The organism is Candidatus Pelagibacter sp. Uisw_113, from assembly GCF_047717815.1.
GTDB lineage: Bacteria > Pseudomonadota > Alphaproteobacteria > Pelagibacterales > Pelagibacteraceae > Pelagibacter.
The window spans coordinates 1171781-1193632 of sequence record NZ_CP159809.1 but is presented as its reverse complement, the minus strand read 5'-3'; the positions used below and the strand labels follow the sequence as shown (position 1 = coordinate 1193632).

Annotated in this window: 19 protein-coding genes; 16 read left to right on the top strand and 3 right to left on the bottom strand. The window is 32.3% G+C overall.

All coding sequences use genetic code 11. The annotated features are described in order from the left end of the window. Position 1 precedes the first annotated feature (1 nt). The 16 genes from sdhD to atpC all read left to right on the top strand — a co-directional run bounded on the left by sdhD (position 2) and on the right by atpC (position 19895). Positions 2 to 328 carry a succinate dehydrogenase, hydrophobic membrane anchor protein gene (gene sdhD / locus ABXT39_RS06410; protein WP_415294897.1) on the top strand — a complete coding sequence of 109 codons (327 nt, stop codon included), beginning with the start codon at positions 2 to 4 and terminating at the stop codon, positions 326 to 328. Then, positions 328 to 2100 (top strand): succinate dehydrogenase flavoprotein subunit, encoded by a 1773-nt coding sequence (gene sdhA, locus ABXT39_RS06405; protein ID WP_415294896.1) that lies wholly within the window; start codon positions 328 to 330, stop codon positions 2098 to 2100. Before sdhD ends, sdhA begins: the two co-directional genes overlap by 1 nt. Beyond that, positions 2100 to 2873 (top strand): succinate dehydrogenase iron-sulfur subunit, encoded by a 774-nt coding sequence (locus ABXT39_RS06400; RefSeq protein ID WP_415294895.1) that lies wholly within the window; start codon positions 2100 to 2102, stop codon positions 2871 to 2873. Before sdhA ends, ABXT39_RS06400 begins: the two co-directional genes overlap by 1 nt. A gap of 24 nt (positions 2874 to 2897) precedes the next feature. Continuing rightward, the gene (locus ABXT39_RS06395) at positions 2898 to 4391 is read left to right on the top strand and encodes a CoA-acylating methylmalonate-semialdehyde dehydrogenase (protein WP_415294894.1); all 1494 of its coding nucleotides are present in this window, start codon (positions 2898 to 2900) and stop codon (positions 4389 to 4391) included. A 7-nt stretch (positions 4392 to 4398) separates the two neighbouring features. After that, a complete protein-coding gene (gene mdh / locus ABXT39_RS06390; RefSeq protein ID WP_415294893.1) occupies positions 4399 to 5361 on the top strand; it encodes a malate dehydrogenase in 963 nt (320 codons plus the stop codon). Positions 5362 to 5364: 3 nt separating this feature from the next. Continuing rightward, the gene (gene sucC, locus ABXT39_RS06385) at positions 5365 to 6525 is read left to right on the top strand and encodes an ADP-forming succinate--CoA ligase subunit beta (protein WP_415294892.1); all 1161 of its coding nucleotides are present in this window, start codon (positions 5365 to 5367) and stop codon (positions 6523 to 6525) included. 1 nt (position 6526) lies between these two features. Continuing rightward, complete coding sequence (sucD, locus tag ABXT39_RS06380) at positions 6527 to 7402, top strand: succinate--CoA ligase subunit alpha (protein ID WP_415294891.1); 876 nt, start codon at positions 6527 to 6529, stop codon at positions 7400 to 7402. A 34-nt stretch (positions 7403 to 7436) separates the two neighbouring features. Next, positions 7437 to 10340 carry a 2-oxoglutarate dehydrogenase E1 component gene (locus ABXT39_RS06375; RefSeq protein ID WP_415294890.1) on the top strand — a complete coding sequence of 968 codons (2904 nt, stop codon included), beginning with the start codon at positions 7437 to 7439 and terminating at the stop codon, positions 10338 to 10340. Between the two features lie 2 nt (positions 10341 to 10342). Beyond that, complete coding sequence (odhB, locus tag ABXT39_RS06370; RefSeq protein ID WP_415294889.1) at positions 10343 to 11620, top strand: 2-oxoglutarate dehydrogenase complex dihydrolipoyllysine-residue succinyltransferase; 1278 nt, start codon at positions 10343 to 10345, stop codon at positions 11618 to 11620. Then, entirely contained in the window at positions 11621 to 13021 is a 1401-nt protein-coding gene (gene lpdA, locus ABXT39_RS06365) for a dihydrolipoyl dehydrogenase (protein WP_415294888.1), read from the top strand. 22 nt (positions 13022 to 13043) lie between these two features. Next, a complete protein-coding gene (gene priA / locus ABXT39_RS06360) occupies positions 13044 to 14999 on the top strand; it encodes a primosomal protein N' (protein WP_415294887.1) in 1956 nt (651 codons plus the stop codon). A gap of 110 nt (positions 15000 to 15109) precedes the next feature. After that, on the top strand, positions 15110 to 15667 hold the full coding sequence (gene atpH, locus ABXT39_RS06355; protein WP_415294886.1) for an ATP synthase F1 subunit delta: 558 nt from the start codon (positions 15110 to 15112) through the stop codon (positions 15665 to 15667). Then, positions 15668 to 17203 carry a F0F1 ATP synthase subunit alpha gene (gene atpA, locus ABXT39_RS06350; protein WP_271564825.1) on the top strand — a complete coding sequence of 512 codons (1536 nt, stop codon included), beginning with the start codon at positions 15668 to 15670 and terminating at the stop codon, positions 17201 to 17203. It begins immediately after the preceding gene. Positions 17204 to 17206: 3 nt separating this feature from the next. Then, on the top strand, positions 17207 to 18082 hold the full coding sequence (locus tag ABXT39_RS06345; protein ID WP_415294885.1) for a F0F1 ATP synthase subunit gamma: 876 nt from the start codon (positions 17207 to 17209) through the stop codon (positions 18080 to 18082). 2 nt (positions 18083 to 18084) lie between these two features. After that, positions 18085 to 19503, top strand: a complete 1419-nt coding sequence (gene atpD, locus ABXT39_RS06340) for a F0F1 ATP synthase subunit beta (protein WP_415271708.1) — start codon at positions 18085 to 18087, stop codon at positions 19501 to 19503. Continuing rightward, on the top strand, positions 19503 to 19895 hold the full coding sequence (atpC, locus tag ABXT39_RS06335; RefSeq protein ID WP_415294884.1) for an ATP synthase F1 subunit epsilon: 393 nt from the start codon (positions 19503 to 19505) through the stop codon (positions 19893 to 19895). The genes atpD and atpC overlap by 1 nt, the downstream gene beginning before the upstream one ends. Here atpC and ABXT39_RS06330 read toward each other — a convergent pair. From ABXT39_RS06330 to rsfS, 3 genes are read right to left on the bottom strand one after another with little or no spacing between them, the layout of a single operon-like run. Beyond that, positions 19888 to 20364, bottom strand: coding sequence for an RNA pyrophosphohydrolase (locus ABXT39_RS06330; protein ID WP_415294883.1), 477 nt, complete (start codon positions 20362 to 20364; stop codon positions 19888 to 19890). The two genes, atpC and ABXT39_RS06330, sit on opposite strands and share 8 nt — an antisense overlap. Continuing rightward, entirely contained in the window at positions 20365 to 21504 is a 1140-nt protein-coding gene (locus ABXT39_RS06325) for a S41 family peptidase (protein ID WP_415294882.1), read from the bottom strand. It abuts the gene before it with no gap. After that, positions 21501 to 21851, bottom strand: coding sequence for a ribosome silencing factor (gene rsfS, locus ABXT39_RS06320; RefSeq protein WP_415294881.1), 351 nt, complete (start codon positions 21849 to 21851; stop codon positions 21501 to 21503). Before rsfS ends, ABXT39_RS06325 begins: the two co-directional genes overlap by 4 nt. Position 21852 lies beyond the last annotated feature (1 nt).

The window sequence follows — 21852 nt, the reverse complement described above, 5'->3', positions numbered from 1 at the left end:
TATGAATAACGTGACTAAAAAATGGCTATTGATGAGAGCAAGCTCTGTGGTGTTGATACCATTAATGACATGGTTTATTTTAAATTTAGTTTCAGTTTTCAATAAAGATTATGTTGATATTGTTAATTTTTTTTCAAATCATCCATCTAAAATTTTAGTTTCTTTGTTGTTAGTTTTTGCCTATTTTTTTTCAGCTTTAAGTATTAGTGAGGTATTTGAAGACTATATACAGGATAAAAAAATCAAAAATGTCGCAAACAAAGCACTCAATATTTTTGCTATACTAGTTCCATTAATCACAATAATTGTAATATTTAATTTAAACTAATGAGCTCATATAAAATAATAGACCATGAATATGATGTTATCGTACTTGGTGCGGGAGGATCAGGCTTAAGAGCTGCTGTTGGTTTAAGTGAAGCTGGTTTAAAGACAGCCTGTATTTCAAAAGTGTTTCCAACAAGAAGTCATACCTCTGCTGCTCAAGGAGGAATTTCTGCATCTTTAGGGAATATGGGTGAAGATGATTGGCGTTGGCATATGTATGATACTGTCAAAGGGGCTGACTGGTTAGGTGACCAAGATAGCATCGAGTATCTTTGTAAAGAAGCTCCAGCAGCTGTTATAGAATTAGAAAAATATGGAGTTCCATTTAGTAGAACTGATGATGGTAAAATTTACCAAAGACCTTTTGGTGGAATGACAAAAAATTATGGTAATGGAATTGTTCAAAGAACATGCGCAGCCGCAGATAGAACTGGACATGCAATACTTCATACCCTTTATGGACAAGCTTTAAAACATAACACTGAATTTTTTATTGAATACTTCGCTCTAGATTTATTAATGAAAGATGGTGAATGTAAAGGTCTTATTGCTTGGAATTTAAATGATGGAACAATTCACAGATTTAGAGCTCATAGTACAATAATTGCAACAGGTGGTTATGGAAAAGCTTATTATTCTGCAACTTCAGCACACACTTGTACTGGAGATGGAAATGCAATGGTTTTAAGAGCAGGTTTACCATTACAAGATATGGAATTTGTACAATTTCACCCAACAGGAATTTATGGACATGGAACTTTAATTTCTGAAGGTGTTAGAGGAGAAGGTGGCTATTTAGTTAATTCAAAAGGTGAAAGATTTATGGAGCGTTATGCACCAAAAGCTAAAGACTTAGCATCTAGAGATGTAGTAAGTAGATCAATGTCAATTGAGATTAATGAAGGAAGAGGTGTGGGTAAAGAACAGGATCATGTTCACTTACACTTAAGTCATTTAGACAAAAGTATTATTGAAAGTAGACTTCCAGGAATAACGGAAGCAGCAAGATTATTTGCAAATGTTGATGTAACTAAAGAGCCAATACCAGTAGTACCCACTGTTCATTACAATATGGGAGGTATCCCAACAAACTATAAAGCTGAAGTATTAACAGGAAATGATTCTGAAACAGTTCCAGGATTAATGGCAATTGGTGAGGCTGCCTGTGTTTCTGTTCATGGAGCAAATAGATTGGGGTCTAATTCTTTAATTGACCTAGTTGTATTTGGAAGAGCCGCAGCTAGAAGAGCTGCAGAACTTGTAAAACCAGGAACTCCACACGAGGATATAGGAGAGACTGAAACAGAAAAATGCTTAGAAAGATTTGATAAATTAAGAAACTCTAATGGTGAAAACAGTACTGCAGAACTTAGACTTTCAATGCAAAAAACTATGCAATCAAAGTGTGCTGTTTTTAGAACAGAAAAAACACTTAAAGAGGGTGTTGATGATATTAGAAAAGCATACGATGGAATGGAATCAATTTCTGTAAAAGATAAGTCACTTATTTTTAACACCGATTTAGTGGAAACATTGGAGTTTGATAATTTGATAAGACAAGCAATTACAACAGTGGATTCTGCTTATAATAGACAAGAGAGCAGAGGTGCACATGCAAGAGAAGATTTCCCAAAAAGAGATGATGAAAAATTTATGCAACACACTATTGCTTGGTGCAATGGAAAAGATTCAAAAATTGGTTATAGACCAGTTACTAAATCAACTTTAACAAATGAAGTTCAATACTTTCCACCACAAGAAAGAGTTTACTAGTGGTTCAAATAAATTTACCTAAAAATTCAGAGGTTCAAAAAGGTAACTATTATCAAGATAAAACTGGATCAAAAAATATCAGAAAAGTAAGTGTTTATAGATGGGATCCCTCAAATGGAGAAAACCCAAGAGTGGATACTTATGAAGTTGATATGGATAACTGCCCTTCAAAAGTATTGGATATTTTAAATAAGATTAAAAACGAAATTGACCCATCATTGGCTTATCGTAGATCTTGTGCACATGGTGTTTGTGGATCTTGTGCAATGAATATGGATGGGAAAAATGGTTTAGCATGCACAAAACCTCATTCAGAAATTGAAGGAGATATAAATATTTATCCACTACCTCACCTAAAAGTTAAAAAAGATTTAATTGGGGACTTAAGTGGATTGTATAAACAATATGAATCAATTGAGCCTTGGTTGAAAACAAATACAAAAGTTGAAACTACAGAAATTATTCAATCTCAAAAAGATAGAAAAAAATTAGATGGTGCATACGAATGTATCATGTGTGCATGTTGCTCCACTTCTTGTCCAAGCTATTGGTGGAATGAGGATAAATTTTTAGGTCCTGCAGTTTTGCTTCAAGCTTATAGGTGGATAGTAGATAGTAGAGATGATGAAAGAAAAGAGAGATTAAAAAAAGTAGCTGATGAACTTAAGTTGTATAGATGTCATACTATTATGAATTGCACCAATGCTTGTCCTAAGGGATTAAATCCAGCAAAAGCCATAGCTGAATTGAAAAAAATGCTTGCAACAAGCTAATTACCCCTTTAAATAACACCATTCATGAATTTATTAGAACATTTTGTTGGTGGAAAGCTAATTTCAGGCTCATCTGACAGAAAAAGCAAAATTTTTAACCCCGCAACAGGCGAACAAGAGTCAGAGGTAAGATTAGCTAGTAAAACTGATCTTGATCAAGCTGTAGAAGTGGCTCAAAAAGCTTTTGAAACTTGGTCATTAAAACCTCCCCTTCAAAGAGCAAGAGTGATGTTTAAATTTAAAGAGTTAATAGAAAAAAATTCTGATGAACTTACAAAATTAATAGTTTCAGAACATGGTAAAGTTTATGAAGATGCCAAAGGTTCTTTAACAAGAGGACTAGAAGTAGTTGAGTTTGCATGTGGAATTCCACATTTACTTAAAGGAGAATTTTCAGAGAACGTAGGAACAAATGTTGATAGCTGGTCGATGCGTCAGCCTCTTGGAGTTGTTGCTGGTATTACACCTTTTAATTTTCCAGCAATGGTACCTATGTGGATGTTCCCTTTAGCTATTGCATGTGGAAATACATTTATTTTAAAACCATCAGAAAAAGACCCATCTTGCCCCCTAAAATTAGCAGAATTGCTAACGGAAGCTGGACTACCTGATGGTGTTTTTAATGTTGTTAATGGAGACAAAGAGTCTGTTGATGCAATTTTAACAAACAAAGATGTCAAAGCTGTAAGTTTTGTAGGCTCAACGCCAATCGCAAAATATATTTATGAAAATTCTGCAAAAAATGAAAAAAGAGTTCAAGCCTTAGGTGGTGCAAAAAATCATTTAGTTGTAATGCCTGACTGTGACCTAGATGGTGCAGTAAATGGATTAATGGGTGCTGCATATGGGTCGGCAGGAGAAAGATGTATGGCACAATCAGTAGCAGTAGCTGTAGGAGATATAGGTGATGAGTTAGTTGCTCGTTTATCAAAAAAAGCTGAAGCATTAAAAGTAGGGCCTGGTATGGATAAAACATCTGAGATGGGTCCACTAATTACAAAAGAACATTTAGAAAAAGTAAAAAGTTATGTTGATCTCGGAGTTGAAGAAGGTGCTAAATTAATTGTTGATGGAAGAAATATAAAACTTCAAGGATATGAAAATGGTTTCTTTATAGGTGGCTGTTTATTTGATCATGTTAAAAAAGATATGAGAATTTATAAAGAAGAAATATTTGGACCTGTCTTATCAGTTATAAGAGTTAAAACTTTTGAAGAAGCAACAAAACTAATTAACGACCATGAGTATGGTAACGGAGTAAGTATTTATACAAGAGATGGTGATGCTGGAAGAACATTTGCCAGTAAAATTCAAGTTGGTATGGTTGGAATTAATGTTCCAATACCAGTACCAATGGCATTCCATAGTTTTGGTGGATGGAAAAGATCATTATTTGGAGATAGTGCAATGCACGGAGCTGAAGGAATTAAATTTTATACAAAGCTTAAAACAGTAACATCAAGATGGCCTTCTGGAATACGATCTAATGCAGAATTTGTCATGCCAACAATGAAATAAGGAAAAAATGAAAAAAATATCTTTAATAGGAGCAGGTCAAATTGGGGGCACTCTTGCTCACTTAATAGGAACTAAAGAAGTGGCTGATGAGGTGGTACTTTTTGATGTTGCAAGTGGCATAGCTAAAGGAAAAGCTCTAGACATAGCTCAATCTTCCTCCGTTGATGGTTTTAATGTGAAATTTTCAGGTACAGACAATTATGAAGATATAAAAGATTCAGATGTAATAATAATCACCGCAGGAGTTCCAAGAAAACCAGGAATGAGCAGAGATGATTTATTAGGTATTAATCTAAAAATTATTAAACAAGTAGCAGAGGGCATAAAAAAAAATGCACCAAATGCATTTGTTATATGTATCACCAATCCATTAGACGTTATGGTGATGGCCTTTCAAAAATTTTCAGGGTTACCAGCAAATAAAGTAGTTGGAATGGCAGGAATTTTAGACAGCTCAAGATTTAAATTATTTTTATCTCTAGAGTTAAATGTTCCTGTAAAAGAAATTGAAGCAATGGTTATGGGAGGTCATGGAGACACAATGGTTCCTCTACCAAGATTCACAAAAGTTTCAGGTAAACCATTACTAGACTTAGTTAAAGAAGGAAAAATATCTCCAGAAAGATTAGAAGAAATTAACCAAAGAACTAGAGATGGAGGAGCTGAGATTGTTAAATATTTAGAAAAAGGTTCTGCATTTTATGCACCAGCAGCTTCGGGAGTGCAAATGGCAGAAGCATATTTAAAAGATGAAAAAAAATTACTTCCATGTGCAGTTCATTTAAATGGAGAATATGGAGTTAGTGATGTTTATGCTGGTGTACCAGTAATAATTGGTAAAGCTGGTGTTGAAAAAATAGAGCAAATTGACTTAGATGAAAAAGAAAAAAAAGAATTTATACACTCGATAGATGCTGTGAAAGCATTATGGGAAGCTGCATCAAAAATAGACTCAGATCTATCTAAATAAATCATGAACATTCATGAACACCAAGCAAAAAAAATCCTAAAAGAATATGGGGCAGTTGTGCCCGAAGGTGTTTTTGGTTTCACAGTTGATGAGTTGCTTGAAAAAGCAAAATCATTAAAAACAGAAAAGTTTGTATTGAAAGCACAAATCCATGCTGGTGGAAGAGGTAAAGCAGGAGGTGTAAAAATTTTAGATACTATTGAAGAGCTAGGTGTTGCAGCAAAAGAATTATTAGGAAAAACACTTGTAACACAGCAAACTGGCCCTGAAGGCAGAGAGGTAAAAAGATTATATGTGGAAGTATCTTCTAATATAGATAAAGAATTTTATTTATCCTGCTTAATTGACAGAGCTAGTTCAAAAATTGTATTTATTTCCAGCGATCAAGGTGGAATGGATATTGAAGAGGTTGCAGATAAAACACCTGAAAAAATTATAACAACAAAAGTAGATATTGTTAATGAAATCTCAGATGCTGATTGTGAGAAGATAATTAAAATTTATAGCTTAACCGATGATGCTAAAAAACAAGCAATAGTACTAATTAAATCAGTATATAGTATGTTTTTAGGTACAGATGCTAATATGGTTGAGGTTAACCCACTAATATTAACTAAAGAAAAGAATATAATCTGCTTAGACGCGAAGGTTAATTTTGATTCTAACGCATTATTTAGACATCCTGAAATTATAGAGTTAAGAGATTTAAATGAAGAAGATCCAGCAGAAATAGAAGCGAGCAAACATGATCTTGCTTATATAAAATTAGATGGAAGTATTGGTTGTATGGTTAATGGAGCGGGTTTAGCAATGGCAACAATGGATATAATTAAATTATATGGCGAAGAGCCAGCAAATTTTCTAGATGTTGGTGGTGGAGCCTCAAAAGAAAAAGTTTCTGCTGCACTAAAAATAATTCTATCAGACAAAAATGTTAAAGGCATACTAATAAATATTTTTGGTGGAATAATGAGATGTGATGTTCTTGCTCAAGGTGTTGTTGATGCTGCTAAAGAGATAAATATAAGCGTTCCATTAGTAGTTAGACTTGCAGGAACAAATTTTAAAGAAGGAAAAGAAATTTTAGATAATTCAGGATTAAAATTAATTTCAGCAGAAAATTTAGATGATGCTGCACAAAAAATAGTAGAGGCTATAAAATAGAATGTCAGTTTTAATTAATAAAAATACAAAAGTTATATGCCAAGGCTTTACAGGTGCACATGGTACTTTTCATTCTGAACAAGCATTAAAATATGGAACTAATCTTGTAGGTGGAGTTACTCCAAAAAAAGGAGGACAAAAACATCTTGAACGTCCAGTATTTAATACTGTGGCTGAAGCAAAAAAAGAAGTTGGTGCTGATGCAACTATGATTTATGTGCCAGCAAAATTTGCAGCAGCAGCCATAATAGAAGCTATTAATGCATCCATTGAGCTTATAGTTTGCATTACTGAAGGTATACCAATTCAAGATATGCTTCGTGTTAAACAAAAGCTAAATAGTTCAAAAAGCAGATTGATAGGACCTAACTGTCCAGGAATAATTACTCCTGATGAATGTAAAATTGGGATTATGCCTGGAAATATACACAAGAAAGGTTCTGTGGGAATTGTTTCAAGATCTGGAACTTTAACTTATGAAGCGGTTGCGCAAACAACTGAAAATGGATTAGGACAATCTACTTGTATAGGAATTGGTGGAGATCCAATAAATGGAACGAACTTTATTGATTGTTTAGATTTATTTTTAAATGATGATGAGACAGAATCTATTCTTATGATAGGTGAAATTGGCGGTTCTGCAGAAGAAGAAGCGGCTGAATTTGTTAAAAACCATAAAATAAAAAAACCTATGGTTGGATTTGTTGCTGGAATAACAGCACCCCCTGGAAGAACTATGGGGCATGCAGGAGCTATTATTTCAGGTGGTAAGGGTGGAGCAGAAGACAAGATTAAAAAAATGGAAGAATGTGGAATTACAATTGCAAAATCGCCATCTGAACTAGGCAAAACATTATTTAATAAATTATCTAATTGAAAATTATTTATCTGATATTATATCAATAGAATAGATGTCATCATCAAAAAATTTCGAATTCGAAAAAACCTCATTTCTTAGTAAATCTAACAGTGCATTTATAGAACAAATGTATTTAAAATTTATCAATAAAGACAAAGATCTTCCTGAAAGCTGGCAAAGTTATTTTGAGGGTATGAGTGAAGATTTAAGTATGATTGCCAAGGAAATTAATGGTCCATCATGGGGTGTAAAAAAAAAAATTGATATTGTTGAAATTGAAAAAAGGATCGAAGAAAGTGAAAAAAAACTTTCTAATGGAAGTGATGATACAAAAGTTAATTCAAAAGATTTAATCAAAAGTAATCTTAACTCAATTAGAGCTGTTGCATTAATTAGAGCCTATAGACAAAGGGGACATTTATTAGCAAAGCTTGACCCACTTGGAATGATGAAGACAGAGTATTTAGATGAATTACATCCTGAATATTATGGTTTTAAAAAAGAAAATTATAATGAGAAAATTTATTTAGACGGTGTAATAAATAAAGAGCACTCCACCGTAAAAGAAATATTAAGTTTTTTAAACAAAACTTATTGTGGGCCAATTGGTTATGAATATATGCATATATCAAACCCAACTGAAAGAAAATGGCTTAGAGATAGAATTGAGCAGGATGAGAACTCTCTTCAATTTACAAAAAATGGTAAAGAAGCTATTTTGAATAAACTTATTCAAGCTGAAGGATTTGAAAAATTTTTACATTCAAAATATGTTGGTACAAAAAGATTTGGACTAGATGGAGGAGAAAGCTTAATCCCTGCTTTAGAACAAATTATTAAAATTGCCGGTCAATCAGAAGCTAAAGAAGTTAAAATTGGAATGTCTCACAGAGGTAGGCTCAATGTGCTAGCAAACGTTTTACAAAAATCATACAAAAGAATATTCAATGAATTTGCGGGAGACGTTCAAACATCAGGAGAAGAAGGAGCAGGAGACGTAAAATACCATTTAGGAGCATCGTCGGATAGAAAATTTGATGGAAATTCTATACATGTTGGTCTTACAGATAACCCCTCGCACTTAGAAGCAGTTAATCCTGTTGTATTAGGACAGACTAGAGGAAAACAATTTTTTCATGAAGATAAAGAAAGAAATAAAGTTTTGCCTATTTTAATACATGGTGATGCAGCATTTGCTGGCCAAGGTGTTGTGGCTGAATGTTTTGCAATGTCGGGTTTACCAGGCCATAATACAGGTGGAACAATTCATTTTATTGTTAATAATCAAATAGGTTTTACTACAAGCCCAAGGTTTGCAAGATCATCACCATATCCATCAGATGTTGCAAAAATGGTAGATGCCCCAATACTTCATGTAAACGGTGATGACCCAGAAGCAGTTGTTTATGCGACAAGAATTGCCACAGAATTTAGACTAAAATTTAACAGAGATGTTGTGGTTGATATAATTTGTTACAGAAGGTTTGGCCATAATGAAGGAGACGAACCTTCATTTACTCAGCCATTAATGTATAAAAAAATTAGATCACACCCTACACCAGTAGAAGTATATGGAAGCAAATTAGTAAATGAGAATACACTTTCAGAGGATGAACTTAAAAGGTTTAAAACTGAATTTAAAAGCTTACTAGATGATCAATACAAAAATGCAAAAGATTATAAGCCAAAAATTGAATGGTATGAGGGAAGTTGGTCAAGATATAAACCAGAAAAAGGAAAAGATAAAAGAGGTGTAAGTGGTTTTGACCAGAAAAAACTTTTAGAAATTTCAGAAAAGATTAATTCAACACCAGAGAAATTAAATTTGCACAAAACTATAATTAAAATTTTAAACACTAGAAGAGCATCAGTATCAGAAGGCAAAAACATAGATTGGTCAACAGCTGAAGCTTTGGCATTTGGTTCATTATTAGAAGAAGGTTATCCAGTAAGATTAGTTGGGCAAGATTCAGGAAGAGGAACGTTTAGTCAAAGACATTCAGTTCTAAGAAATCAAGAAGATAACTCTAGATATGTTCCTCTAAATAATATTTCAAAAGTTCAAAAACGATATGAAATAGTAGATAGTTTTTTATCAGAATTAGCAGTTTTAGGTTTTGAATATGGTTATAGTTTAGTTCAGCCAAACACTTTAACAATGTGGGAGGCACAATTTGGTGATTTTGCAAATGGCGCACAAGTAGTAATAGATCAATTTATAGCATCAGGAGAGAGAAAATGGACAAGGGCATCTGGGCTAGTAATGCTTCTGCCTCATGGCTATGAGGGTCAAGGACCAGAGCATTCTTCAGCAAGACTAGAAAGGTTTTTACAACTATGTGCTAATGATAATATGCAAGTAGTAAACTGTACAACACCAGCAAACTACTTTCATGCTTTAAGACGTCAAATGCATAGAGAATTTAGAAAGCCATTAATAATAATGACTCCAAAATCTTTATTAAGAAACAAGCATTGTGTTTCAAATATAGAAGACTTTGATAAAGATACATTTTTCCACAGAATTTTATGGGATCATGCATTAGATGAAGAAAATGGATTTATAAAATTAAAAGAAAGCTCAAAAATTAAAAAAGTAATTTTATGCTCAGGAAAAGTTTATTTTGATCTGCTAGATGCCAGAGAGAAATTGAAGAAAGATGATGTAGTGTTGTACCGAGTTGAACAACTTTATCCTTTTCCGGTTAAAAGTTTAGTTAAAGAAATCAAAAAGTATGCAAAAAATGCTAAATTTTATTGGTGCCAGGAAGAACCAAAAAATATGGGAGCATGGTTTTCTGTAAGGGATTATATACAATGGACATTAGAAACTATTAACGCTAATAATAAGAAAATTTCTTATATAGGAAGAAGTCCAGACGCATCTCCAGCAACAGGTTTTGCAAAAAGACATATTTCACAACAGCAAGAAATTATTAACAAGGTTTTTGAATAAAAATGAGTGAAAAAATTTTAGTACCAGTTCTAGGTGAAAGTATTACTGAAGCGACAGTTGCTAAGTGGCTTAAGAAAGAAGGTGATGCAGTTGCAGCTGACGAGGCTATTGTTGAATTAGAAACTGATAAAGTTAATTTAGAAGTTCCATCTCCCATAGATGGAGTTTTATCTGAAATAAATTCAAAAGATGGTGAAACCGTAGAAGTAGGAGCCTTACTTGGTTCAATAAGTCAAAACGGAAGTCAACCTACTGAAAAAAAAATAATTACAAAAATTGAACCTAAGAAAACTGAAAATAATGTAGTTAATTTAGAAATTAAAAAAGAAGTTCCTAAAGTTTTTAAAGAACCTGAAGAGGAAGAACCTTTAATATTAACCAATGAGGTTAAAGAAGAGAAAACTGATTCTTCAAATAAAAATAATGAAATACTTTCACCAGCTGTAAGAAAAATTGTGGTTGAAAATAAAATTGATTTAAAAAAAGTTAGTGGCTCTGGTAAAGAGGGTAGAATTCTTAAAGGTGACCTAATTAGTATGATGGGAGAAAACCCACAGCCATCAGAAAGAAAAATTAAATATGGTCAAGAAGAGAGAATTAAAATGTCTAGGCTTAGACAGACAATTGCAAAAAGATTAAAACAAGCACAAGAAAATGCAGCATTATTAACAACCTTTAATGAAGTTGATATGACTGGCATAATGGAAATGAGAAAAGAGAACCAGGAAGATTTCCTAAGTAGGTATGGAATTAAATTAGGGTTTATGTCATTTTTTGTAAAAGCATGTGTTGCCGCACTAAAAATGTACCCATCAGTTAATGCTGAAATTGATGGAGACGAAATTATTTATAAAAATTATTATAATATGAGTTTTGCAGTAGGAACTGAAAAAGGATTAGTAGTACCGGTATTAAGAGATGCTGATCAATTATCATTTGCTGATATCGAAAAAAATATTAAAACTATTTCTGAAAAAGCTAGAGATGGAAAAATAACTATAGAAGACCTTCAAGGTGGAACCTTTACAATTAGTAATGGTGGAGTTTATGGCTCAATGTTATCTACTCCAATATTAAATTTACCTCAATCTGGTGTGTTAGGTATGCATAATATAGTCGAAAGACCAATGGTAGTTGATGGTGAAATTAAAATTAGACCTATTATGTATCTAGCCTTATCTTATGATCACAGAATTATAGATGGAAAAGAGTCGGTATCATTCTTAAAAATGGTTAAAGAAAACTTAGAGGATCCAAGAAGGTTATTTTTAAATATTTAAATGTCAGATAAATTTCAAGCAGTTGTAATAGGTGGTGGTCCGGGAGGTTATGTCTGCGCAATAAGATTGGCACAATTGGGACTTAAAACAGCATGTATAGAATCAAGAGGTTCATTAGGCGGAACTTGTTTAAATGTTGGGTGCATACCTTCTAAAAATTTATTAAATATTTCTGAAAATTATCATAAGGCACAAAATTTTTCTAAACTTGGCATAGAGGTGGGCGAGGTGAAACTTAATCTTCAAAAAATGATGCAAAATAAGGATAAAGCAGTAACAATTTTGACTAAGGGTGTAGAGTTTTTATTTAAAAAAAATAAAGTCACTTATTTTAAAGGTACTGGAAGCTTTAAATCAGCAAATAAAATCTCAATATTAGATGATCAAAAAAAAGAAACTATAATTGAGGCAGATAAAACAGTAATTAGTACAGGGTCTGTTCCAGTAGCATTACCAGGTATTGAATTTGATGAAAAAATAATTGTATCTTCAACAGGTGCATTAACTCTGCAATCGGTGCCAAAAAAAATGGTTGTAGTTGGTGGTGGTTATATAGGGTTAGAGATGGGGTCTGTTTGGTCTAGATTAGGTGCTGAAGTTCATGTGGTAGAATTTCTTGAACATATTACCCCAGGAATGGATAGAGAAATATCCTCAGAATTTATGAAAATTTTAAAAAAACAAGGAATTAACTTCCACATGCAAACTAAAGTAGAGGGAATTACTAAAAACACCAATGGAGCTAGTGTCTCAACGTCTGACAAAGATGGAAAAAAAGTAGATTTTGATTGTGATGTTGTTCTTATATCTGTTGGCAGAAAACCTAACACTAACAATTTAAATTTAGAAGCAATTGGTGTTGAATTGGATGAAAAGAAAAGAATTATAACAAATAAAAGCTTTCAAACAAATATAAGTAATGTTTATGCAATTGGTGATGTAATAGATGGACCAATGTTAGCGCACAAAGCTGAAGACGAAGGTATTGCAGTTGCAGAAAATATTGCAGGACAGTCAGGGCATGTTAATTATGATATTATCCCTGGAGTTATTTATACAACACCGGAAGTTGCTTCAATTGGGAAAACAGAAGAACAATTAAAAGAAGCAAACACTAAATATAAAATTGGTAAATTTTCATTTATGGCAAATTCAAGAGCCAAAGCAATTGATGAAGCAGAAGGTTTTGTTAAAATTTTAGCTGATGAAAAAACAGATAGAGTTTTAGGAGCACATATTATTGGACCTCATGCAGGTGAATTAATTGGAGAAATTGGAGTTGCAATGGAGTTTGGTGCTAGTGCTGAAGATATTGCAAGAACATGTCATGCACATCCAACATTTTCTGAAGCAGTAAAAGAAGCAGCGTTATCAGTAGATAAAAGAGCAATACACTCTTAAATTATTTTCATATTATAACGATATGAAAGTACCGATTCTTATACCAAATATTTTTAATCATCCATTTACCTACAATTCAGATTTGAATTTAAAGGTTGGAGACTATGTAGTGGTACCCTTTGGAAAGTCAGAAGTTACTGGAGTTGTATGGGATGATTTTGAAAAAAAAACAAACAAAAATTTTGCAATTAAAAAAGTTTTAAGAAAATTAGATGTTCCATCGCTAAAGAAAAATACAATTAAATTCTTAAATTGGTTTTCTGAATATAATATGACACCCAAAGGTATGGCATTAAAGTTATTATTACTAAGTAGTGGTGCCATAGAAAAGTTACCAATTAAAGCTTATGAACCATTCAAAATTGACATCAAAGAAAATGAAATAAAACTTTCTAAAGAGCAAAAAGATTCATTAAAAAAAATGAATGTATTAAATCAAAAATTTAGAGTTCATGTTTTACAAGGAACTACGGGGTCTGGTAAAACAATGGTTTATTTTGAGGCTTTAAAAGAGATAATTAATAAGGGTTTTCAAGGGTTAATTCTACTACCAGAAATTGGATTAACAGGACAATTTCAAAATAAATTTATAGAATTTTTTGGATTCAAGCCTGCTGTGTGGCACTCAGGTATTACAAAAAAAAATAAAGAAATTATTTGGAGTGGAATAGCAAATGATAAAATTAAAGTTGTAATTGGCGCTCGGTCCTCATTGTTTTTACCTTTTAAAAAACTAGGATTAATCATTGTTGATGAAGAACATGATCAATCTTATAAGCAAGATGAGGGAGTAACTTATAATGCGAGAGATATGGCAATTTCTAGAGCATCCTTTGAAAATATTCCAATCAATTTAATAACAGCCGTCCCTTCTATTGAAACTTATGACAATATTAAAAAAGGCAAATATAGTTTATCAAAACTTGATCAAAGATATTTAAATGCCTCTTTACCAAAATATGAAATAATTAATCTTAATAATTCAAAGTTAGAATCTCAATCTTGGATATCAAAAGAAACAATTGAGAAAGTAAAACTTCATCTTGAAAAAAAAGACCAAGTATTATTTTTTTTAAATAGAAGAGGATTTTCACCTCATGTATTATGTAAAAAATGTTTTACTAGTTATTCATGTCCAAATTGTTCAATAAATTTGGTTTATCACAAAAACAAACAAAATTTATTATGTCACTACTGTGGATACAAAGCTTTACTAAATAGGGACTGCTCGAAAGAAGGAAAATGTGATTTTATTTTTAGTGGGCCTGGAGTTGAAAGGATATCTGAAGAAGTAAAAAAAATTTTCCCCACCAAGGAAACAACTATATTTTCTAGTGATACAATGAATAAAAAAAGTTCTTCTGACGTTTTAGAAAAAATTATAGATAATAAAATTCCAATTTTAATTGGAACTCAATTAATTTCTAAAGGATTCCACTTTCCAAGTTTAAATTGTATTGTCGTTGTTGATATCGATTTATCATCACAAGGCCATGACTTACGGGGCGCAGAAAAGAATTTACAGTTATATCATCAACTTTCAGGTAGAGCAGGAAGAACAGGAAAGCCAGCAACTGTTTATTTTCAAACTTATAATTTAGATACCAAAATGATAACAGACATTACAAATAAAGATCCTGATATTTTTTTAGATAAAGAGCTTGAAATTAGAAGGGATAATAATCTTCCACCGTTTCAGAGATTTATTGCTTTAATAATTACTGGCAGCAATGAAAGAGAACTTGAAAAAGAGGCTTATAAGTTTAAAGTTTTTATAGAAAGCGCTGTCGAAGGTAGAGTTCTTGGCCCTGTGAATGCACCTATATTTAGATTAAAAAGAAAGTTCAGAGTAAGACTTTTGATCAGAGGTAGAAAATCACTAAAAGTACAGAATTCACTAGCCAAAATCATTGAAAAATTCAAATTTCCTACTGGAATGAAACTAACAGTTGATGTTGATCCAATAAACTTCAATTAACGGTCAAAAAATAACACTTTTAGACAATGTGTGACTTGAAGAGAATAGGGTCATATGTTAATTAAAACGGAAATTTAATAAATCTTCAAATATTTATAAGGAACAATAAATTGAGCAAAAATACAGGTTTTTCCAAAACATCAGCAGGCAGATATTCCCTGGCACTTTATGAACTAGCAATAGAAGCTAATAATTTAAGTGAGATCGAGGTTCATTCTGCCTCAATTATTAATTTAATTGCTTCAAGTGAAGATTTTAAATCTTTAATTAAGGATCCAACAAATAACAAAGAAGACCAATTGAATGCTCTAAGCAAAATTTCAGAACAATATAAATTAAATGAATTACTAACAAAATTTTTAAGCTTCTTAATATCTAAAAGAAGATTCTTTTTCGTGGATAAAATTCTAAAAAGCTTTGTTGAGACATGTTCAGTCAAAAGAGGTGAATTAAAAGCAGAATTAACTTCTGCAAAAGATCTTACTGAAAATGAGATTAACAACATTAAAGAAGAATTGACTAAAAATTTTAGTTCAAAAATAAAATTAAACTACAAACACGATGCAAGTTTAATTGGGGGTTTGATTGTGCAAGTCGGAAGCACAATGGTGGACACTTCCATTAAAAATAAATTACAACAAATCGAAAATAGGATGATAGAGGCATAAATGGATATAAACCCATCAGAAGTAACAAAGATATTAAAAGAACAAATTAAAAAATTTGGCGATAAAGCAGAAGTGACTGAGGTTGGTCAAGTTTTGTCAGTAGGAGATGGTATTGCTAGAGTATATGGATTAGACAATGTTCAAGCTGGAGAGATGGTAGAATTTTCCGATGGATCAAAAGGAATGGCTCTAAACTTAGAAAGTGAAAATGTTGGAGTTGTAATTTTTGGAGATGACAGAAAAATTAAAGAAGGTGATGTTGTTAAAAGAACAGGAAGTATTGTTGATGCACCTGTTGGAAAAGAATTATTAGGAAGAGTTGTTGATGGATTGGGAAATCCAATAGACGGTAAAGGTGCTTTAGATAAAGCAACTAAAAGAAGTAGAGTTGAAGTAAAAGCTCCTGGAATTATTCCAAGACAATCTGTTAGTGAACCAATGCAAACAGGCTTAAAATCAATTGATAGTCTAGTTCCAGTTGGAAGAGGACAGCGTGAATTAATTATTGGTGATAGACAAACTGGAAAAACTGCAGTTGCTATCGATGCGATCATTAACCAGAAAAAAATAAATGAATCTGGTGATGAGAAGCAAAAACTTTATTGTATCTATGTCGCTATAGGTCAAAAAAGATCTACAGTTAGACAAATTCAAAAAACTCTAGAAGAAGCTGGTGCAATGGAATATACAACAATTGTTGCTGCTACTGCTTCAGACGCAGCGCCACTTCAGTTTTTAGCACCATATACAGGCTGTACTATGGGTGAATACTATAGAGATAATGGTATGCATGCATTAATCATTTATGATGATTTATCTAAACAGGCTGTAGCTTATAGACAAATGTCACTTTTATTAAGAAGACCTCCGGGAAGAGAAGCTTATCCAGGAGATGTATTTTATTTACACAGCAGATTACTTGAGAGAGCAGCCAAGCTTAGTGATGAGCATGGCGGAGGTTCATTAACTGCTCTTCCAATAATTGAAACGCAAGGTGGAGACGTATCTGCTTTTATTCCTACTAACGTTATATCAATTACAGATGGTCAAATATTTCTTGAAACGGAATTGTTTAACCAAGGAATTAGACCAGCGATTAACGTAGGTTTGTCTGTTTCTAGAGTTGGATCTGCAGCACAAACAAAAGCAATGAAAAAAGTTTCTGGTTCAATGAAGTTGGAGCTTGCTCAATATAGAGAAATGGCTGCCTTTGCACAATTTGGATCTGATTTAGATGCATCAACACAAAAACTTTTAAATAGAGGTTCAAAACTAACTGAACTTTTAAAACAAAAACAATATTCTCCTATGACAGTTGCTGAGCAAGTAATTTCAGTTTTCTGTGGAGTTAAAGGTTATTTGGATGATGTTGAACTTAAAGATATTGCTGAGTTTGAATCTAAGATTATTGAAAAATGTAAATCTGAAAAACCAGAAATTCTAGAATCTGTTTTAAGTTCAGGTAAACTTGAAGAAGACACTGAAAAATCATTAGTTGAAACTATCATGGAACTTAAGAAGAACTTTAATTCTTAAAATATGGCAACACTAGACGACTTAAAAAAAAGAATAGCGAGTGTAAAGTCTACACAAAAAATTACCAAAGCCATGAAAATGGTTGCGGCTGCTAAACTTAGAAGAGCACAAGAAAATGCTGAAAAGGGAAGACCTTATTCTGAAAAAATGAATAACATTATTCTTAATTTATCTAGTGGCATTTCTGACAAAGAAAATGCACCTAAGCTCCTTTCTGGAACAGGTGAGGATAAGGTACATTTATGTATTGTGTTAACATCTGACCGGGGTCTATGTGGTGGTTTTAATACAAATATTATTAAAAAAGCCAAAGCATATTTTAAAAAAATATCTGATGAGGGAAAAACTTTAAAGATCATAACTGTTGGATCTAAAGGATATGATCAATTAAAAAGAGTTTATAAAGGTGATATTGTAGAGAGAATGTCTTTTAAAGATTCAAAAACTATCAATTATCTAGATGCTGAAAAAGTAGGAAAAATGATAATTGAAAACTTTGAAAAAGAAGAGTTTGACGTGTGTACAATTTTTTATAATAAATTTAAAAATGTAATCACTCAAATACCTCAAGAACAACAAATAATTCCTTTAAAAACATCTGAAGCAGAAGAAAATTCTTCTGAGGATAATTATGAATTTGAACCAGATGAAGATGAAATTTTAAGCAATTTATTGCCTAAAAATATATCTACTCAGATTTTTAAAGCGATGTTAGAAAATTCAGCTAGCGAGCAGGGTTCAAGAATGAGCGCAATGGATAGCGCAACTCGAAACGCAGGTGAAATGGTTGACAAGCTTACTATTGAGTATAATAGAAGTCGTCAAGCAGCTATTACAAAAGAACTAATTGAAATCATATCAGGAGCGGAAAGTTTATAATTATGAGCAAAGGAAAAATCACACAGATCATTGGAGCAGTAGTAGACGTAAAATTTGATGGAGAATTACCAGAAATTTTATCAGCATTAGAATGTAAAAATGGAGACAACAGATTAGTTTTAGAAGTTGCTCAGCACCTTGGTGAATCAAGTGTTAGAACAATTGCAATGGATGCTACTGAAGGATTAAAAAGAGGAGACGAAGTAACGGCAACAGGTGCTCCCATTCAAGTTCCAGTTGGTCCAGAAACTTTAGGAAGAATTATAAATGTAATAGGTGAACCTATTGATGAAAAAGGTGAAGTTAAAACAAAAGAGAAATGGCCAATTCACAGAGCTGCACCTGAATTTAGTGATCAGTCAACAGAGACAGAAATTCTAGTTACAGGAATTAAAGTAGTTGATCTATTAGCACCATATGCCAAAGGAGGAAAAATTGGTTTATTTGGAGGTGCGGGTGTTGGTAAGACGGTACTTATTATGGAATTAATTAACAACGTAGCAAAAGCTCATGGTGGATTTTCTGTGTTTGCTGGTGTTGGAGAAAGAACTAGAGAAGGAAATGACCTTTATCATGAAATGATAGATTCAGGCGTTATTAAGCCAGAAGGTCCAGGATCAAAAGCAGCACTAGTGTATGGTCAAATGAATGAACCCCCAGGGGCTAGAGCAAGAGTTGCCTTAACAGGTCTAACTGTAGCTGAATATTTTAGAGACCAAGAAGGACAAGATGTATTATTCTTCGTTGATAACATCTTTAGATTTACTCAAGCAGGTTCAGAAGTTTCTGCATTATTAGGAAGAATTCCTTCAGCTGTTGGATATCAGCCTACACTTGCAACAGACATGGGTAACCTTCAAGAAAGAATTACAACAACTAACAAAGGCTCTATTACATCTGTACAAGCGATTTATGTACCAGCAGATGACTTAACTGACCCAGCGCCTGCTACATCTTTTGCCCACTTAGATGCAACAACTGTATTGTCTAGACAAATAGCTGAAATTGGAATTTATCCAGCAGTAGACCCCCTAGATTCTACTTCTAGAATTTTAGATCCTAGAATAGTTGGAGATGAGCATTACAGAGTTGCCAGAGAAGTACAAAAAATTCTTCAAACTTATAAATCACTACAAGATATTATTGCGATTTTAGGAATGGATGAATTATCTGAAGAAGATAAATTAACAGTAGCTAGAGCTAGAAGAATTCAAAGATTCTTATCACAACCTTTCTTTGTTGCTGAAGTCTTTACTGGCTCTCCAGGAAAATTAGTAGATTTAGAATCTACAATTAAAGGTTTTGCTGCAATATGTAATGGTGAATATGATCATTTACCAGAAGCTGCATTTTATATGGTGGGTACAATTGAAGAAGCTATAGAAAAAGCAGAAAAAATGGCGAAAGATGCTGCCGCATAATGAGTGAAGAGTTCAAAATAGAAATCGTAAACCCAGAAAAATCTTTTCTTTCAAAAGAAGATGTAACAGAAGTTGTTGTACCTGCTTTTGAAGGAGAAATGGGGATTTTAAAGGACCATATCTCAATTATTTCATTTCTAAAGCCAGGGATTATTAAAATCTTTTCTAAATCAGGAGAAGACAATTATTATGTTGAGGATGGAATTGTCGAATTTAAGAATAATAATTTATCAGTTCTGACAAGTTCTATCTTTAATATTAAAGATATTGATAAAGATAAAATTAGTGAACTACTTTCTCAAGCAGAAGAAAGTTCAAAAAATAGTGACATCACAGATCAAAATAAATACTTGGTTGATCAAAAAATTGATGTGCTAAAAACTCTTAATTAAGAATTTCTTTTACTTTTTCTTTAATATCCTTGTACACATGTAGTTTAAAGTCTACAACTAGGTCAGTTATATTTTCAAGATCAATCCATTTCCATTCACAAAATTCAGGATGTTTAGTCTTAATATCAATCTCGTTATCTTGGCCTAAAAATCTCATTATAAACCACTTTTGTTCCTGACCTCTATATTTACCTTTCCAAATTATACCTAATAAGTTTTTTGGTAATTCATAAGAGATTAATCCATCACACTCTTTAATTAATTCAACATTTTTTATACTAGTTTCTTCTTCTAGTTCTCTGTAAGCAGCAGTTAAGTAGTCTTCACCCTTATCAACACCACCTTGGGGCATTTGCCAAAAATTTTTTTGATTATCAATTCTTTTTGCAACAAAAACTTTATTATCTTTGTTTAGGACAACAATTCCAACTCCACTTCTAAGAGGTAAATTTACTTTATTGTCCGACATTTATCCGTTGAATAATTTTATTGCATAATTCAATTGATTATCGGTTTCAGAATTAAATTTAAAATCATCTGAACCTTCAGCAACTTCTATATCAGGCGTTACACCTACTTCAGAAATAGATTTTCCTGAAGGGAGATAATATTTTGCAATTGTTAATCTAATAGCACCTCTATTTTTTAAAGGGATTATTGATTGTACAGAACCTTTTCCATAACTATTTTCTCCAAGTATAATAGCTCTTTTATGATCTTTTAATGCACCTGCTACTATTTCTGATGCCGATGCTGATCCATAGTTAATAAGTATAATTAGTGTTTTACCATTTGTTAGATCACCTTTTTTAGCAAACCATTTTCGATTTTCTGAGGCTTGTCGACTTCTTGTCGATACAATCTCACCATTTTCTAAAAAAAAGTCTGAAATTTTAATTGCCTGAGAAAGCAAGCCACCAGGGTTATTTCTTAAATCTAAGATATATCCCTTTAGATCTTTATTTTTATTTAATTTATTAATCTTTTCTTTAATTTGTTCACTACTATTTTCGTTAAAGGAAGTTAGTCTTATATAACCAATATTATTATCTATAAGTTCAGATTTAACAGATTGAACCTGAATAACCTCTCTCGTTATATTAAAAATTAATGCTTTTTTAACACCTCTTCTTCTAACTGTTATTTCAATACTCGATCCAACAGGCCCCCTCATTAAGTCTACTGCTTCCATTAATGATTTCCCTTGAACCTGAGTATTATTAATCTTTACAATATAATCACCAGCTTTTAAACCTGCTTTTGATGCTGGAGTATTATCTATTGGAGATATCACTTTAACAACACCTGCTTCCATGCCAACTTCAATACCAAGCCCACCAAACTCTCCACTAGTTTCAGTTTGCATACCTTCAAAACTTTCAGGCGTCATATATGCAGAATAGGGATCTAGTGATTGCAATAAACCATTTATGGCTGAATCCATACTTTTTGATTGATCTACTTCATCAACGTATTCTTTGCTAATTTTTTCAAGCACCTCACCAAACAAATCAATTTTTTTATATATGTCAGTATTTTCAGAAAAACTTTTTTGAAAAGTAAATAATAGTATTATAAAAAAAATAAAAAATCTTTTAGTCAAAATCATATCATCACTTTTTCTTTAGGAATAACTTGTGACCATATTTTTTCTAATTCATAAAATTTTCTTTTATCTGGATGAAATATGTGAACAATTAAGTCTATACCATCAACTAATTTCCAGTCCGCACTTTCTTTTCCTTCAATCTTAGAATTTTTTACTCCATTACCCTTTAATTTTTCCAATACCATTTCAGATAAAGCTTGAATATGCCTAGAAGAAGTTCCACTCGCTATAATCATATAGTCAGCCATTGAGCTTTTATTCTTAAGATCTATTGAAATAATATCTAGGGCTTTATTAGAATCTAGGGTTTTTAGGATTAAATTTTTAAGGTCTACGTTTTTTTCCATT

Bases quoted from the DNA above. Each gene is read 5' to 3' on its own strand.
- priA (WP_415294887.1), top strand. From the start codon at position 13,044: ATGAAAGTACCGATTCTTATACCAAATATTTTTAATCATCCATTTACC.
- lpdA (WP_415294888.1), top strand. From the start codon at position 11,621: ATGTCAGATAAATTTCAAGCAGTTGTAATAGGTGGTGGTCCGGGAGGT.
- rsfS (WP_415294881.1), bottom strand. From the start codon at position 21,851: ATGGAAAAAAACGTAGACCTTAAAAATTTAATCCTAAAAACCCTAGAT.
- sdhD (WP_415294897.1), top strand. From the start codon at position 2: ATGAATAACGTGACTAAAAAATGGCTATTGATGAGAGCAAGCTCTGTG.
- ABXT39_RS06325 (WP_415294882.1), bottom strand. From the start codon at position 21,504: ATGATTTTGACTAAAAGATTTTTTATTTTTTTTATAATACTATTATTT.
- atpC (WP_415294884.1), top strand. From the start codon at position 19,503: ATGAGTGAAGAGTTCAAAATAGAAATCGTAAACCCAGAAAAATCTTTT.
- ABXT39_RS06330 (WP_415294883.1), bottom strand. From the start codon at position 20,364: ATGTCGGACAATAAAGTAAATTTACCTCTTAGAAGTGGAGTTGGAATT.
- atpA (WP_271564825.1), top strand. From the start codon at position 15,668: ATGGATATAAACCCATCAGAAGTAACAAAGATATTAAAAGAACAAATT.
- ABXT39_RS06345 (WP_415294885.1), top strand. From the start codon at position 17,207: ATGGCAACACTAGACGACTTAAAAAAAAGAATAGCGAGTGTAAAGTCT.
- sucC (WP_415294892.1), top strand. From the start codon at position 5,365: ATGAACATTCATGAACACCAAGCAAAAAAAATCCTAAAAGAATATGGG.
- atpD (WP_415271708.1), top strand. From the start codon at position 18,085: ATGAGCAAAGGAAAAATCACACAGATCATTGGAGCAGTAGTAGACGTA.
- ABXT39_RS06375 (WP_415294890.1), top strand. From the start codon at position 7,437: ATGTCATCATCAAAAAATTTCGAATTCGAAAAAACCTCATTTCTTAGT.
- ABXT39_RS06395 (WP_415294894.1), top strand. From the start codon at position 2,898: ATGAATTTATTAGAACATTTTGTTGGTGGAAAGCTAATTTCAGGCTCA.
- sdhA (WP_415294896.1), top strand. From the start codon at position 328: ATGAGCTCATATAAAATAATAGACCATGAATATGATGTTATCGTACTT.
- mdh (WP_415294893.1), top strand. From the start codon at position 4,399: ATGAAAAAAATATCTTTAATAGGAGCAGGTCAAATTGGGGGCACTCTT.
- sucD (WP_415294891.1), top strand. From the start codon at position 6,527: ATGTCAGTTTTAATTAATAAAAATACAAAAGTTATATGCCAAGGCTTT.
- odhB (WP_415294889.1), top strand. From the start codon at position 10,343: ATGAGTGAAAAAATTTTAGTACCAGTTCTAGGTGAAAGTATTACTGAA.